The sequence below is a fragment of the Kangiella shandongensis genome (assembly GCF_020005365.1).
GTDB lineage: Bacteria > Pseudomonadota > Gammaproteobacteria > Enterobacterales > Kangiellaceae > Kangiella > Kangiella shandongensis.
Map to the genome: position 1 here is coordinate 342,638 of NZ_JACNML010000001.1, position 12,912 is coordinate 355,549.

The 12,912-nt window shown below is 45.2% G+C and carries 14 protein-coding genes; 11 read left to right on the forward strand and 3 right to left on the reverse strand.

The window, feature by feature from the left end:
* The 6 genes from H7708_RS01485 to H7708_RS01510 all read left to right on the forward strand — a co-directional run bounded on the left by H7708_RS01485 (window position 1) and on the right by H7708_RS01510 (window position 5,545).
* Window positions 1–1,302, forward strand: coding sequence for a peptidylprolyl isomerase (locus H7708_RS01485; RefSeq protein WP_223668690.1), 1,302 nt, complete (start codon window positions 1–3; stop codon window positions 1,300–1,302).
* A 32-nt stretch (window positions 1,303–1,334) separates the two neighbouring features.
* The gene (gene pdxA, locus H7708_RS01490; protein WP_223668691.1) at window positions 1,335–2,345 is read left to right on the forward strand and encodes a 4-hydroxythreonine-4-phosphate dehydrogenase PdxA; all 1,011 of its coding nucleotides are present in this window, start codon (window positions 1,335–1,337) and stop codon (window positions 2,343–2,345) included.
* Entirely contained in the window at window positions 2,332–3,141 is an 810-nt protein-coding gene (rsmA, locus tag H7708_RS01495; protein ID WP_223668692.1) for a 16S rRNA (adenine(1518)-N(6)/adenine(1519)-N(6))-dimethyltransferase RsmA, read from the forward strand. Before pdxA ends, rsmA begins: the two co-directional genes overlap by 14 nt.
* 75 nt (window positions 3,142–3,216) lie before the next feature.
* Window positions 3,217–3,561: a PilZ domain-containing protein gene (locus H7708_RS01500; protein ID WP_223668693.1), complete on the forward strand. Its 345-nt coding sequence runs from the start codon at window positions 3,217–3,219 to the stop codon at window positions 3,559–3,561.
* A gap of 361 nt (window positions 3,562–3,922) precedes the next feature.
* On the forward strand, window positions 3,923–4,567 hold the full coding sequence (gene pyrE / locus H7708_RS01505; protein WP_223668694.1) for an orotate phosphoribosyltransferase: 645 nt from the start codon (window positions 3,923–3,925) through the stop codon (window positions 4,565–4,567).
* Between the two features lie 15 nt (window positions 4,568–4,582).
* Entirely contained in the window at window positions 4,583–5,545 is a 963-nt protein-coding gene (locus H7708_RS01510) for a hypothetical protein (RefSeq protein ID WP_223668695.1), read from the forward strand.
* On the opposite strand, the gene slmA is transcribed toward H7708_RS01510, so the two are convergent.
* Genes slmA through coaBC form a run of 3 tightly spaced genes read right to left on the reverse strand, consistent with a single transcriptional unit; the run spans window position 5,542 to window position 9,911 of the window.
* Window positions 5,542–6,138, reverse strand: a complete 597-nt coding sequence (slmA, locus tag H7708_RS01515) for a nucleoid occlusion factor SlmA (RefSeq protein WP_223668696.1) — start codon at window positions 6,136–6,138, stop codon at window positions 5,542–5,544. The genes H7708_RS01510 and slmA overlap by 4 nt on opposite strands.
* A gap of 22 nt (window positions 6,139–6,160) precedes the next feature.
* Complete coding sequence (locus H7708_RS01520) at window positions 6,161–8,659, reverse strand: phosphomannomutase/phosphoglucomutase (protein ID WP_223668697.1); 2,499 nt, start codon at window positions 8,657–8,659, stop codon at window positions 6,161–6,163.
* 43 nt (window positions 8,660–8,702) lie between these two features.
* The gene (gene coaBC / locus H7708_RS01525) at window positions 8,703–9,911 is read right to left on the reverse strand and encodes a bifunctional phosphopantothenoylcysteine decarboxylase/phosphopantothenate--cysteine ligase CoaBC (RefSeq protein ID WP_223668698.1); all 1,209 of its coding nucleotides are present in this window, start codon (window positions 9,909–9,911) and stop codon (window positions 8,703–8,705) included.
* Window positions 9,912–10,071: 160 nt separating this feature from the next.
* Between coaBC and radC the strand changes: the two genes are divergently transcribed.
* From radC to H7708_RS01550, 5 genes are all read left to right on the forward strand, one after another.
* Complete coding sequence (radC, locus tag H7708_RS01530; protein WP_223668699.1) at window positions 10,072–10,746, forward strand: RadC family protein; 675 nt, start codon at window positions 10,072–10,074, stop codon at window positions 10,744–10,746.
* 164 nt (window positions 10,747–10,910) lie between these two features.
* Window positions 10,911–11,147, forward strand: coding sequence for a 50S ribosomal protein L28 (rpmB, locus tag H7708_RS01535; RefSeq protein WP_223668700.1), 237 nt, complete (start codon window positions 10,911–10,913; stop codon window positions 11,145–11,147).
* Between the two features lie 12 nt (window positions 11,148–11,159).
* Entirely contained in the window at window positions 11,160–11,315 is a 156-nt protein-coding gene (rpmG, locus tag H7708_RS01540) for a 50S ribosomal protein L33 (RefSeq protein ID WP_223668701.1), read from the forward strand.
* 127 nt (window positions 11,316–11,442) lie between these two features.
* Window positions 11,443–12,252 carry a bifunctional DNA-formamidopyrimidine glycosylase/DNA-(apurinic or apyrimidinic site) lyase gene (gene mutM / locus H7708_RS01545; protein ID WP_223668702.1) on the forward strand — a complete coding sequence of 270 codons (810 nt, stop codon included), beginning with the start codon at window positions 11,443–11,445 and terminating at the stop codon, window positions 12,250–12,252.
* A 115-nt stretch (window positions 12,253–12,367) separates the two neighbouring features.
* Complete coding sequence (locus H7708_RS01550) at window positions 12,368–12,787, forward strand: ExbD/TolR family protein (RefSeq protein WP_223668703.1); 420 nt, start codon at window positions 12,368–12,370, stop codon at window positions 12,785–12,787.
* Window positions 12,788–12,912 lie beyond the last annotated feature (125 nt).

Genomic DNA, 12,912 nt, shown 5'->3' on the forward strand with positions numbered 1-12,912 from the left:
ATGACATTGAAACATTTGATTTCGGCTTGCTTACTGGTTGCTTCATTAAGCTCATTAACGGCACAAAATGTACACGCTGCCGAGACTATTGATAAAGTTATTGCGCAAGTTGATGAAGACGTGATCTTGCAGAGTGAGCTCGAGCGAAAGGTTATACAGGCAAAACAACAAATTCAGGCCCGAGGTGGACAGCTTCCGCCACAGAATATCCTTGAAAGAGAATTACTCGAACAATTAATTATACAAAGTCTACAGTATCAAATGGCGTCACGCTCTGGTATGCAAATTCAATCTGCCGAGTTACAACAAATTGCTACACGTGTTGCCCAGCAGAGCGGCATGTCACTGGATGAGTTTCGCCTTCATATGGAGCAACAGGGTATTGCCTATGAGTTATTTCTAGATGACTTACGTAAAGAGATTCTAACGTCTCGTTTTCGAGATGCCTTTGTCGCCCGTCGAATTAAGATCAGCGAAAAAGAAATCGATTCACTGGTCAAAGCCATGGACTCTAAGAGTAGCGTTGAATACCATCTAGGGCACATTCTTATCGCTGCCGATGAAAGCGCCACTGAAAGTGAAGTCGCAACCGCCAAAAAAGAAGCCTTAACGATCAAACGCCAGTTGGAACAAGGTAAGGACTTTGCCGGTATGGCTGAAAAACACTCCGATGGCTCTGATGCCAGTGACGGCGGTGACTTTGGCTGGAATACCGAGAAGAACCTACCGGAGCTCTTTAGAGATCCCGTTTATTATATGAAAAAAGGCGGGATCTCCCGTCTGATCCGAAGCCCTGCAGGCTTTCATATCTTAAAGTTATACGATAAACGGGGCGATCTGGAACACGTTGTACAGCAAACCAAAGCACGGCATATACTCGTTCAACCCGACGCCATTACCACAGAAGAAGATGCCAAGGACTTACTACAGCATATACGCCAACAGGTACTGACCGGGGAAACGGACTTTGGCGATATGGCGAGAAAGCACTCAGACGACCCCGGTTCGGCTAACTTAGGTGGTGAGCTGGGCTGGAATAATGTCGGTGTTTACGACCCAGTGTTTGAAGAAACTTTAGCCAATCTGAAAATTGATGAAATCAGTCAACCGTTCCAAAGCAGTTTCGGTTGGCATATCGTGCAATTAACGGGTAAGCGACAAGACGATCAAACGGATGAAATGAAGCGTCAACAGGCCGCAAAAATCTTGCGTCAACGTAAGTTTTCTGAAGAAGTTGAGAACTGGGTCCGTGAAATCCGCGACGAAGCTTATGTAAAAAAAGTGGTTGAAGAAGACTCGTAATTCTCAGCCTAATCCCCAAAGGTAATGCAGCGATGGATATTGCTAGAATCCTAATTACGGCGGGGGAACCCGCCGGCATAGGTCCAGAACTGGTTGCAAAGTTAGCACAAGCGCCATGCTCTGACCAAATCATAGTCTGTGCAGCACCTGAGTTACTCAACAAAGCAGCCAAGAGCACTGGCTTACCCCTCGAATTAACCGAATTTGATCCACAGGCGGAGCCAACGCCACATCGCCCCGGCCATCTTTGGCTGATCCCTCATGAACTTGATAGTGATGGCGTTCATTTCGGGCAGCTCAATGTAGAACATGCACCGTATGTACTAGCAACACTACAAACCGCCAACGATATGGCGCAAAATGGCTCTGTTGACGCGATACTGACCGGTCCCGTTCATAAAGGCATTATTAATGACTCAGGGCTACACTTCTCAGGCCATACTGAGTTTTTTGCCGATCGAAGTGGGTGCGATAAGGTCGTGATGATGTTGGCTACCGAGGGGCTTAGAGTAGCCTTAGCAACCACTCACTTACCGTTACAAGATGTATCCAAAACCATTACATCAGAGCTCTTAACTCAGGTCATTACCATTGTAGATGCTGAATTGCGACAAAAGTTTGCAATCAAACGACCTAAGATCTTAGTCTGTGGTCTCAACCCACATGCCGGAGAGAATGGCCACCTGGGCTCAGAAGAACAAGAAGTAATCGAGCCAACACTGGCAACACTTCGGCAACAGCTTGAAGCTGAACTTATCGGGCCCCTACCAGCGGACACGGCCTTTCAACCGAATAAAATAGCAGACGTCGATACAGTTTTAGCCATGTACCATGACCAAGGTCTTCCTACGCTAAAATACAAAGGCTTTGGCAAAGCCGTTAACGTGACATTGGGCCTTCCTTATATTCGAACTTCCGTTGACCATGGCACCGGCCTGGATATCGCCGGCCAAAGTATTGCCGATACCGGAAGCATGCAATATGCGCTACAATTTACTCAAGATCTCATCCAGCGACGTAAGCAATCTCATGGCTCACTCTAAAGTTGTTCAAGGTCATCAAGCAAGAAAACGGTTTGGTCAGAACTTTCTGTCTGATGACTTTTATGTTTCTAAGATTATTGAATCAATTGCGCCACAAACCGATCAACACATTGTTGAAATTGGCCCGGGGCTGGGAGCCATTACCCAGCACCTTATCCAACGAGCGGGTATGCTGGATGTTATAGAACTGGATCGCGATCTTATTCCGCGGCTCGAGAACACATTCAGCCACTATGCTAACTTTAAGATCCACCAGAGTGATGCCTTAAAGTTCGATTTTACCCAGCTCCAGACGGATCCAGAGCAGCCGCTACGTATTGTCGGTAATTTGCCCTATAACATTTCCACTCCTCTTATTTTCCACCTTCTTAAGCAACGACATGTCATTCAGGATATGTACTTTATGTTGCAGAAAGAGGTTGTTGAACGCATATGTGCCAGCCCAGGCAGCAAACAATATGGCCGCCTGAGTGTGATGACACAGTATTATTGCCAGGCCAGTATGCTCTTTTCAGTACCTCCGGGTGCATTTTCCCCTCCCCCTAAAGTCGAGTCGGCAATTGTTTGTTTGCAACCTTACACTAACCTGCCTAAAGCCGTTAGCGATGCTGATATATTAGCGAAAATTGTTACGGCAGCCTTTAACCAGAGAAGAAAGACTATTCGCAACAGCTTAAAGCAATGGCTTCAGCCGGAGGATTTCGAGAAAGTCGGTTTATCTGGCACAGAAAGGGCAGAGCGCTTGTCATTAGATGATTTTATCCATATTTGCCGATATGTGGAGCAGTCCGGCTAAGCAAAAAATGTGGACTTTTTCACATTTTTTGCTAGTCTAGTATAGGTAAAGGATGCAAGTCTAGAGGAGCAGTTTATGAGAGTAGAGCAAGACGATCAGCATAAAAGAAATGCTGCCAAGACTGAGGCCGATGCCACTAATGAGCAAATTCAAAGCGATGCTCGTCGTTTTTTTCGTGTATCCATCCACCTTCCCGTCGCAATTCGCCAGCATAACTCCGATGTTTTGATCTCTGAGAGTCTTGATATTTCAGAGGGTGGAATCTTAGTTAAAAACTCAAAAAGCCATAAACTTAGGAAAGGCGATGCGGTCAAGGTTCACATCGAAGGCATTCTCGGTGAAGATCAGGAGCAGATGGTTTTACACCCGATGCGAGTGCTACGAGTCGAAGAAAAGACCATAGCGTTAGAGTTCATATAGTTTGGAAACTTAATTACAACTCATTAGTAATTCTAATACTTAAAAGCCTGTCATATAACCTTATGCAGGCTTCTCTATAAAATCCTTAAAAATCAAGATCTTGATACAATGTATTAATGTGACATTGGTCACACTTTTGTTTTTAGCTCTCCGCTATTCTCTTTATCCGCAGTAGCAAGTTGGATGACAGATTCAAAAGCTAATGCCAAAAACAGTAAATGGGGGTAGTAATAACAATAACACAATTAGAAGAAGGTTCAGGCGACAAGTAAGTCGCCTTTTTATATTACCTCTTGTTTTTTTTGTCTATAAATAGGGTTATCATAGCTCTCTGATTCCATAAGACATTTCCATACTCAGTATGCACGACTACCAAAAGCAATTTATAGAGCTGGCACTGGCAAAAGAAGTCCTCAAATTTGGTGAGTTTACCCTTAAAAGTGGTCGCATTAGTCCCTATTTTTTTAATACAGGGCTATTTAATAACGGTCATGACTTAGCTCAGCTGGGTCGTTGCTACGCTCAAACCATTGTTCAACAGCAGATTCCCTTTGATGTGATTTTTGGTCCCGCCTATAAAGGCATCCCTTTGGTGAGTTGTACAACTGTAGCTTTATCGGAACACCACGATATCAGTGCCCCCTATAGTTTTAACCGCAAAGAGAAAAAAGATCATGGCGAAGGTGGTAATATCGTCGGCAGTCCACTGAAAGGAGACGTGCTGATCATTGACGACGTCATTAGCGCAGGAACTGCCATTAGAGAATCGATCGATATCATTAAAACGCAAGGGGCCACCCCGAAAGCCGTACTGATAGCCCTGGATCGTCAAGAAAAAGGTACCGGCGAACTATCTGCAGTACAAGAAGTTGAACAAGATTACGGAATACCTGTGTTTTCTATTATAAAGTTAGCTGACTTATTAACTTATTTAAAAGATCACCCAAAATTCAGCCACTATTACCCTAAAGTCCTCGGCTATCGTGAGACTTATGGTGTTGAATAGGGATGTAGGAGAATCATGAACCTTAAACACATTATTGTCAGTTTTATCTTATGCGCTGCTGCCTTTGCGGCAGACGCAAAAAATTTCTATCGATTTAAAGACAATAATGGCAGGCTTGTGGTTAAAGACTATTTACCAAATTCAGCAATAAAGTCCGGCTATGACATAATTAATGAAGACGGTCGCCTGATAGAACGGGTTGCTCCCGCTCTGACGCCAGAGCAACAAAAAGCAAAACGCCAACAACAGGACAAGCTTGACGAGCAAAAAGAAAAAGCACGGCAAGCACGCCGCCGGGATCAGCTGTTGTTACGTCAATACCGCACCATCGAAGATATTAAACGCACTGAGAAAAATCAGCTGGCTCCTCTGGAAATTAATATTTCGATTCTTAACGGTCATAACAAATCGCTCAAGAGAAAGCTTTCTGAATTACAGAGCAGTGCGGCAGATTATGAGCGTAAAGGCAAAGCCGTACCGCAAACGATACTCAAGCAAATCACAGCAACAAAAGAACAAATCGAAGAAAATGATGAGTCGATACTTGGCTACAAACAACAGGCAGACGGCATTAAACAGCAATTTAAAAACGACTTGGTACGCTTTAAAGAGTTAAAAGCCAAAAGCGTGGTTCAGGGTTACAGCCGACACTCTGATCAGGGAGCCGCCATTCAAGTTCCCTGCAACTCTCACAAGGCATGTGAGCGCTTCTGGAAACGAGCCCAAATCTTTGCGCATGAAAATGCTTCAAACAAGCTCGAAATCGTTACTGACAGTCTGATCATATCGAGTAAACCCCAGTCGGAAAAGGAGTTAGGATTGTCCATTACTCGGGTACCAGCAGAAAAAGACTCGATGCAGATCGTTTTCGAAGTACAATGTTTTGATTCACAAGCTGGGCAGACTTTTTGTAACAGCAAAAAGGTTACCCAGCTGAAAGAAGAGTTTATACAGTATATATCACAGCACGATAGTTAGGCGCTGAGAACTGTAATCGGCTCCAATAATTGCCACTGGCTATCCCAGCTCGCTAAGGGTGATTGAGAAAAATCCGTTCTGACGTACTGCTGTATTCGTCCCTCAACAGTGGCTATAAGCAAATTAGCCCGGCTCCCTGCATCCGGGCTGTATCGTCCTTTTACAGCGACTTCATATTGCCTGAATAACTGCTTAAGATGAGTCTCTACCCGATTAAACAGCTGGCTGATGCGGCCTCTTAATCGTTCATGCTCCCCAGACAAAGCTTCACCGGTTAACAGGCGACAAATTCCTGGATTGCGACTGGCAAAAGTTAATATCAAGCTTAACGTCTGCTGACACTGCAGGTTAAGAGCACTCTGCTCCTTTGCAATTATGTTCATGCGTGAAAAGATTGCTTCTTCCGTAAACTCAATCAGTCCCTCAAACATTCTTGCCTTACTTGGGAAGTGACGATATAACGCTGCCTCCGAAACTCCCACCTGCTTCGCGAGTTTAGCTGTTGTAATACGTTCCCCAGGATCTTTTTCAAGCATTAACGCTAATGCCTGCAATATTTCATTCTTTCTTTTTGATGAATTTTTTGCTGCCATGTTTCTCTCAAATTTATTTTCTTTAGAAATTTAATCTTAGTTTTGGTGCCACTTTTAATAACTGTTGCCTCAAAACATCTTTCACAGCTTCCAGTGCCGCCTCATTATCCGCTTCAAACTTGACCACAATACTTGGTGTTGTGTTTGAAGCCCTGGCTAACAACCATCGATCGCTATAATCCACCCTCAGTCCATCAATAGTGCTAACCTTGCCCTCACCAAAATCTCCTTTTACTACCAGAGCTTTTACCAGTTTAAATTTTATCTTATCTGGTACAGGTACATTAATTTCTTCCGATGAAACTCCTTCAGGCAATTGGCTAAATAGCGCTGAAGATGATTCTCCTGATCGAGCGACTAACTGTAACAGGCGAGCCGCTGCATAGAAAGCGTCATCAAAGCCGAACCAACGCTCGTTAAAATAAATATGACCACTTCCCTCTCCGCCGAGAGGAGCTTCCGTTTCGCGCATCTTGGCCTTCATGAGTGAGTGACCAGTTTTCCACATCAAAGGCTGACCTCCTGCCAGACGGATAACATCTGGCAGGTAGCGAGTACATTTTACGTCATAGACAATTTCGGCGTTAGGGTTTCGTGACAGCACATCCTGCGCAAACAACATCATTAAACGGTCAGTCCAGATGATCTTACCGCGATTATCCACTACTCCTAAGCGGTCTCCATCGCCATCAAAAGCAATACCGATGTCTGCTTTTTCTGAGACGACCGTCGCCACAAGTTCTTCTAGATTGCTGGCGTGATTAGGATCGGGATGATGATGGGGGAAGGTACCATCGATTTCAGTATGCAGGCCTATGACCTCGCAACCTAACGCTTGCAGCAACTTAGGAGCAAAATCTCCGGTTACACCATTGCCACAATCTACGGCAACTTTAAGAGGCTTATCCAGCTCAATATCAGCTAGAACTTTCTGTAAATATTCCTGTTCTACAGAAACATCAGTAACCTCACCACTGCCGCTGAAGAACTCCTGCGTCTGGATACGCTTCAGTAACTCCTGGATCTGTGAGCCATATAATGTTTCACCTGCCAATACAATCTTCAGACCATTGTGCTCGGCCGGATTATGGCTGCCTGTTAGCATCACACCAGAGCGGGAATTTAAGGTATTAGCAGCGAAATACACCAACGGTGTCGCAACCATGCCCAAGTCTAAAACATCACGTCCACTAGCCTGTAACCCTTTCACTAGTGATTTATGAAGCTCAGGGCTTGATAAGCGCCCATCTCTCCCCACAACAATGCTTTGCTCCCCCCGCGAATAGGCTTCGCTTCCTATCGCCTTGCCGATAAGATAAACAACTTCGGCATTTAAATTCTTTCCTACCACACCACGAATATCATACTCACGAAAAATATCCGAGCTAATACTCTTTGAAATACCTTCCTCATTAAATGGCAATTCGCTGGAGGTCGATGTCTTCGACTCTGAAGTCGACGATAGCAAAGCCTCAGCCTGCTCCAGCTCATCTGAAGAAGACGTTTCATCAGCATAAACCACAGGGCGGGCTCGGCGCGGCTTTCGTTCAGTTGCTTGAACCTGATGAAATGCCTCATCACGGCCATCATGCGAACCTGTTTTGTGCTCATCATGAGCTTTCTCATGCGCCACTCGGGAATAACCCGCAGCCAGCTCATTAAAATAATTCAACTGATATTTCCTACTCGCCACACTGCCGTCTTTTATACCCTGGATAAAGTGTCGGGCATCGCTTTTAAACAAACGCTTCATACTCATCAAAGGAAGCAATCCTGCGATAAGAAAAGCAAGCACTGCAGCGATAAATAACAGCAACGGAATCTTACCTGCATCCGTACTGAAGGTGCTGATCCTCTGCCACAGAGCTAACGTCCAGTTAGCGCCAAAGCTTGGTGAAACAATTAAAGGCCGACCCTCTCCATCAACGCTTCCTACTGATGCAACCGTATGTACGGTATCACCAAAGTTTTGCCGTAACTCCAGTCGACTTAAGTTGTCTGCTTTTCCTAGTAACGCCTGTACTTCAGACAAACTCAACGTCGCTAACAGTAAACGCCCATCGGCTAACTTCTCGACAAATGCGATATAACTTGGCTGACCATTACTTAAAATCAGCTCTGGAGGAACCGAGCTTCCTTTTTCGACCTGACGCAATAGGTCAATAATAACGTGTGTTATTGCTGGCTCAGAAGCAGTTGATGGCTGAATAGCAGCGCTATCAAACAGGACAATATTGTCCAGTCGGGGAACTTGCTTCTTTATTTTATTAATCACGTCCTGATCTTCTTCGCCGAAAACCGAGTCCGCCGACAAAGTCAGCGCATTCTGAATCTGTTCAACACGTTGCTGAATAAGGTTAGCCCGCTCAGAAATGCGAGACTCAAGCAGCTGTTTTGCCTGAGACTCTAGTGGCTTCTCGATCCCTAAGAAATATAGACTGGCCGAAATTCCAACCAAAATAACCAGTCCAATTATTAAAGGAATAATAAAAAAGCTTGCTAAACTTTTACCTTTTGTCATCCAATACTCCCCTTCCGCTGCCCATAAGCGGTCCTATTCTTTATTAATTCTCTTTACGTACCTGATGAATTAACGCAATCAAGTCTTGAGCGACCTGAGACTTACTTGCGGGTCCCAACTTATGCTCTTTTACTTCATTTTTTCCTTTATAAAAAACCTGCAGCTCATTATCATCGCAAGAAAAACCGATATCACAACGGCTCACATCGTTAGCACAAATCATGGTGATACCTTTGCGCTCCATTTTGGCTTTCGCGTAATCACTAACGTGTTGTGTTTCTGCGGCAAAGCCGACACAAAAAGCACCGCTTTGCTGGGCGGCCCATTTTAAGATATCTGGGTTTTGTGTCAGCTCAATGGTTAATCCTTCGTCTCCACTCTTTTTCATTTTTTGTTCAGCGGCAACTGTAGGACGGTAATCAGCAACAGCAGCGCAAGAAACAAAGACTGAATTAGCATCCAGCTTATCTTGAACCATACCAAACATGGTCTGAGCACTTTCTACTTTAATTCTTTCAACACCGAGAGGAGGCTCGAGACACACTGGGCCACTGATTAATGTCACTTTAGCACCAGCTCGTGCTGCCATGTCAGCAATAGCATATCCCATTTTGCCTGAACTTCGGTTTGCCAGATAACGAACCGGATCGATGGCTTCAACCGTCGGTCCTGCTGTAATCACCCAATGCTGACCTTGCAGTATTTGTTCACAGAAAAAACGCTCCACTCGACTCACCAGTTGACCCGGCTCCAACATACGACCAGGTCCGACATCGCCACAGGCCTGATCACCCGAACCGGGCCCCCAAATGGTGATACCTCGCTCTGTCAAAATACTGACGTTAGACTGAGTCGCAGGGTTAGCCCACATTTGTTGATTCATTGCCGGCGCCGCCGCCACGGGCGCTGCGGTGGCTAGACATAATGTTGTCAACAAATCATCAGCTGCACCGACCGTTAACTTCGACAAAACATCGGCCGTTGCCGGAGCAACTAAGATCAAATCTGCCCACCGGGCTAATTCAATATGTCCCATGCCTGCTTCTGCCTCGGCATCCAACAAATGCTCGTGTACTGGGTTTCCGGTCAGGGCCTGGAAAGTCATCGGTGTAATAAAAGCCTTTGCGCCCTGCGTCATCACACAACGAACCTCGGCACCGGCTTTAATCAAGAGACGACTCAATTCCGCACTTTTATACGCAGCGATTCCGCCCGTTATCCCCAGCAGGATGTTCTTACCTTGCAAACTCATGCTAACCAGTTGATTTAACTTGTAATGGCTTACAAGTTTACGCTTTTACGCACAAAAATTATAGTGAAATTCTTAATTACAAAAGGACTTCCCGGGCTTACACTCAGCATGACTGAAGCAAAACACGAATGCTACATTTAACAGGAACAAGGAAGTTATTATGAAAATCATGGAATGGCCACAGCAGGAGCGACCACGTGAGCGCCTATTACGGCATGGCGCAACCAGCCTTTCAGATGCTGAGTTACTCGCTATTTTCCTACGCACTGGCACCAAAGGCTATAATGCTGTTGAGCTGTCTCGCCACTTACTCAACGAGTTCGGTGGTCTACGCCAGCTGCTCGGAGCCAGTCTTAAAGAGTTCACACAACAACCGGGCATGGGAGCAGCAAAGTACTGTCAGCTACAAGCCAGTCTGGAGCTCTCCAAACGGTATTTACAACAAAACCTGAGACTTAACCACAGTTTTTCCAACCCAGAGCAGGTGAAACAATTTTTAAGCATAACCCTGGGTCATCACAAACGAGAGCAGTTCATGGTTCTATTTTTAAACAATCAGCACCAACTGTTATCTCAGGACACTCTGTTCCAAGGAACCATCAACAGTTCCGAAGTGCACCCAAGGGTTGTGGTTGAAAAGGCATTGAGCTATCATGCCGCCGCAGTGATTTTGGCGCACAACCACCCCAGTGGCTGTATCGATCCAAGCCCGTCAGATAGACACATCACCGACAAAATCCAACAGGCCTTAGAGCTGATGGATATACGCACCTTGGATCACATTATCATTGCCCACAACAAGAGCTATTCTTTTGCGGAGCACGGTCTTTTATGAAATTTTATCCGTTTTCACCGAAAACACGGATAAATCCGTCTTTTATTGACCGTTTAGTTGTCAAAGGGAACGCTTTCTGGTATAAAGTGCGCCCTATTTGAAGAGTCTCGGTGGCCGAACAATGTGCCGCCGTAATGTAATGATTATTTTTTGGAGGCTATATCATGGCTAAAGTTTGTCAGGTAACGGGTAAGCGTCCAGTGACAGGTAATAATGTGTCACACGCAAAAAACCGTACAAAGCGTCGTTTTTTACCAAATCTACACACTCACCGTTTTTGGGTAGAGTCTGAAAAGCGTTTCGTAAAATTACGCGTATCAGCAAAAGGTATGCGCATTATCGATAAGAAAGGTATCGAGACTGTGCTAGCTGAACTGCGTGCTCGTGGCGAAAAAGTATAAGGAGCGATTAAGATGCGCGATAAAATTCGTTTAGTTTCTAGTGCTGGTACAGGTCATTTCTATACCACCGACAAGAACAAGAAAAACATGCCTGGTAAAATGGAGATCAAAAAATACGATCCAACCATTCGTAAGCATGTAATGTACAAAGAAGCAAAAATTAAGTAATACCAAAAGCTTAATACAGCTTCACAGTTTTCTGCCTCCAAGAAAACGCATAAAAAGCCCAGTTTTGACTGGGCTTTTTTCTATTCTGCATTACAATAATTCTAAATATTAAATCCTGTTCTACGACATGCCAGAATTACCTGAAGTCGAAACCACAACACGTGGCTTAGCAACGCATATTACCCACAAAACCGTTGCCGAAGTTAATATCTATCAGCCTCAACTGCGCTGGCCTATTCCTAATGAAGTCAAGCAGCTTGAAGGCCGGGTCAGTGGTGATATTCGGCGTCGTGCAAAATACATGCTATGGCAGTTCGAGCACGGTTGTCTGGTGATGCACCTGGGCATGTCCGGTGCTATGCGCGTAGTCGATGCCGATACGCCGTTAAAAAAGCACGACCACTTTGAAGTCGTGTTCGATGATGGCAAAGCATTGAGGCTGAACGATCCGCGCCGATTTGGCGCTATTCTATGGCAGCCGAAAAGACAATCTCTTGAGGTCATCAAATCTCTAGGACCAGAACCTTTGTCAGAAGCCTTCGATGGCGAATATCTTCACCAGAAGCTGGCCAAGCGGAAAGGTGCCATTAAAAACGCCATTATGACCAATGCAGTGGTTGTCGGGGTCGGCAATATCTATGCCAGCGAATCGTTATTCTTAAGCGGCATCCATCCCAAACGAGCGGCTAACCGAATCAGTGTGAAGCGCTGCCGTTTACTGGCCTTCAACATCAAGCAAGTGCTCGAGCAAGCCATTAAGCAAGGTGGCACCACCCTGAAGGACTTTACAGCATCCGACGGCTCACCGGGTTACTTTGCACAGGAACTGAATGTTTATGGCCGTGAAGGCAAGCCTTGCCCACGCTGTCAAAGCCCCATCAAAAATATCACTCTGGGCCAGCGCTCCAGTTTCTATTGCCCTCAGTGCCAGAAATAGCCGTCTAGATTGCCTTCCCGCCAGTAGTCTGCTATTTTGTCATTAAGCGCTGGTCAGATGACTGCGTATTCAGCCATGTTCCAGCGCTGTTCATTCAACAGCAAGGGGAACTGTTATGGCTCGATTTAAACAACGCTTTCAACAACATCAACAATCAAAAAATACACAGACCGACATGACACCCATGTTAGACATCGTCTTTATTCTGCTGCTATTTTTCGTCGTCACCACCAGCTTCATCCAAACCGAATCCATTGATATTGCTCAGCCCAGTGCTAATTGCCAGCAAGACTGTGGCAAAGACGTAAAGCCTCTGGTGGTAACGATTGATGCCGAGAACCAGGTATTTTTTGACAATAGAATCATTGACTTAGAAGCCATACAGGCCAACCTCGAAAGCCAATTAGTCAAAGAAATGACAGCGCCAGTTATCGTTAAGGTCCATGCTGATGCTCAAAATTTCAGCATGGTATCAGCCGTTGACCAGGCTAATAAAGCTGGAGCCATTAACGTTAATGTAGCACCATGGCACTAGCAGCATAACGATTTACCGCCACACGCCACGGTTTAGTAATTTTTACATAAAATAGACTAGACATTTTATGCTGGATCACATTTAATGTGGCGGTTATACTTAAATGACTTAACTAAACCAAATGC

What these genes read in the sequence shown, in the direction of transcription:
- radC (WP_223668699.1), top strand. Translation starts at nt 10,072, where the DNA reads ATGAAAATCATGGAATGGCCACAGCAGGAGCGACCACGTGAGCGCCTA.
- pdxA (WP_223668691.1), top strand. Translation starts at nt 1,335, where the DNA reads ATGGATATTGCTAGAATCCTAATTACGGCGGGGGAACCCGCCGGCATA.
- mutM (WP_223668702.1), top strand. Translation starts at nt 11,443, where the DNA reads ATGCCAGAATTACCTGAAGTCGAAACCACAACACGTGGCTTAGCAACG.
- H7708_RS01520 (WP_223668697.1), bottom strand. Translation starts at nt 8,659, where the DNA reads ATGACAAAAGGTAAAAGTTTAGCAAGCTTTTTTATTATTCCTTTAATA.
- rsmA (WP_223668692.1), top strand. Translation starts at nt 2,332, where the DNA reads ATGGCTCACTCTAAAGTTGTTCAAGGTCATCAAGCAAGAAAACGGTTT.
- H7708_RS01510 (WP_223668695.1), top strand. Translation starts at nt 4,583, where the DNA reads ATGAACCTTAAACACATTATTGTCAGTTTTATCTTATGCGCTGCTGCC.
- slmA (WP_223668696.1), bottom strand. Translation starts at nt 6,138, where the DNA reads ATGGCAGCAAAAAATTCATCAAAAAGAAAGAATGAAATATTGCAGGCA.
- coaBC (WP_223668698.1), bottom strand. Translation starts at nt 9,911, where the DNA reads ATGAGTTTGCAAGGTAAGAACATCCTGCTGGGGATAACGGGCGGAATC.
- rpmB (WP_223668700.1), top strand. Translation starts at nt 10,911, where the DNA reads ATGGCTAAAGTTTGTCAGGTAACGGGTAAGCGTCCAGTGACAGGTAAT.
- H7708_RS01485 (WP_223668690.1), top strand. Translation starts at nt 1, where the DNA reads ATGACATTGAAACATTTGATTTCGGCTTGCTTACTGGTTGCTTCATTA.
- H7708_RS01500 (WP_223668693.1), top strand. Translation starts at nt 3,217, where the DNA reads ATGAGAGTAGAGCAAGACGATCAGCATAAAAGAAATGCTGCCAAGACT.
- rpmG (WP_223668701.1), top strand. Translation starts at nt 11,160, where the DNA reads ATGCGCGATAAAATTCGTTTAGTTTCTAGTGCTGGTACAGGTCATTTC.
- pyrE (WP_223668694.1), top strand. Translation starts at nt 3,923, where the DNA reads ATGCACGACTACCAAAAGCAATTTATAGAGCTGGCACTGGCAAAAGAA.
- H7708_RS01550 (WP_223668703.1), top strand. Translation starts at nt 12,368, where the DNA reads ATGGCTCGATTTAAACAACGCTTTCAACAACATCAACAATCAAAAAAT.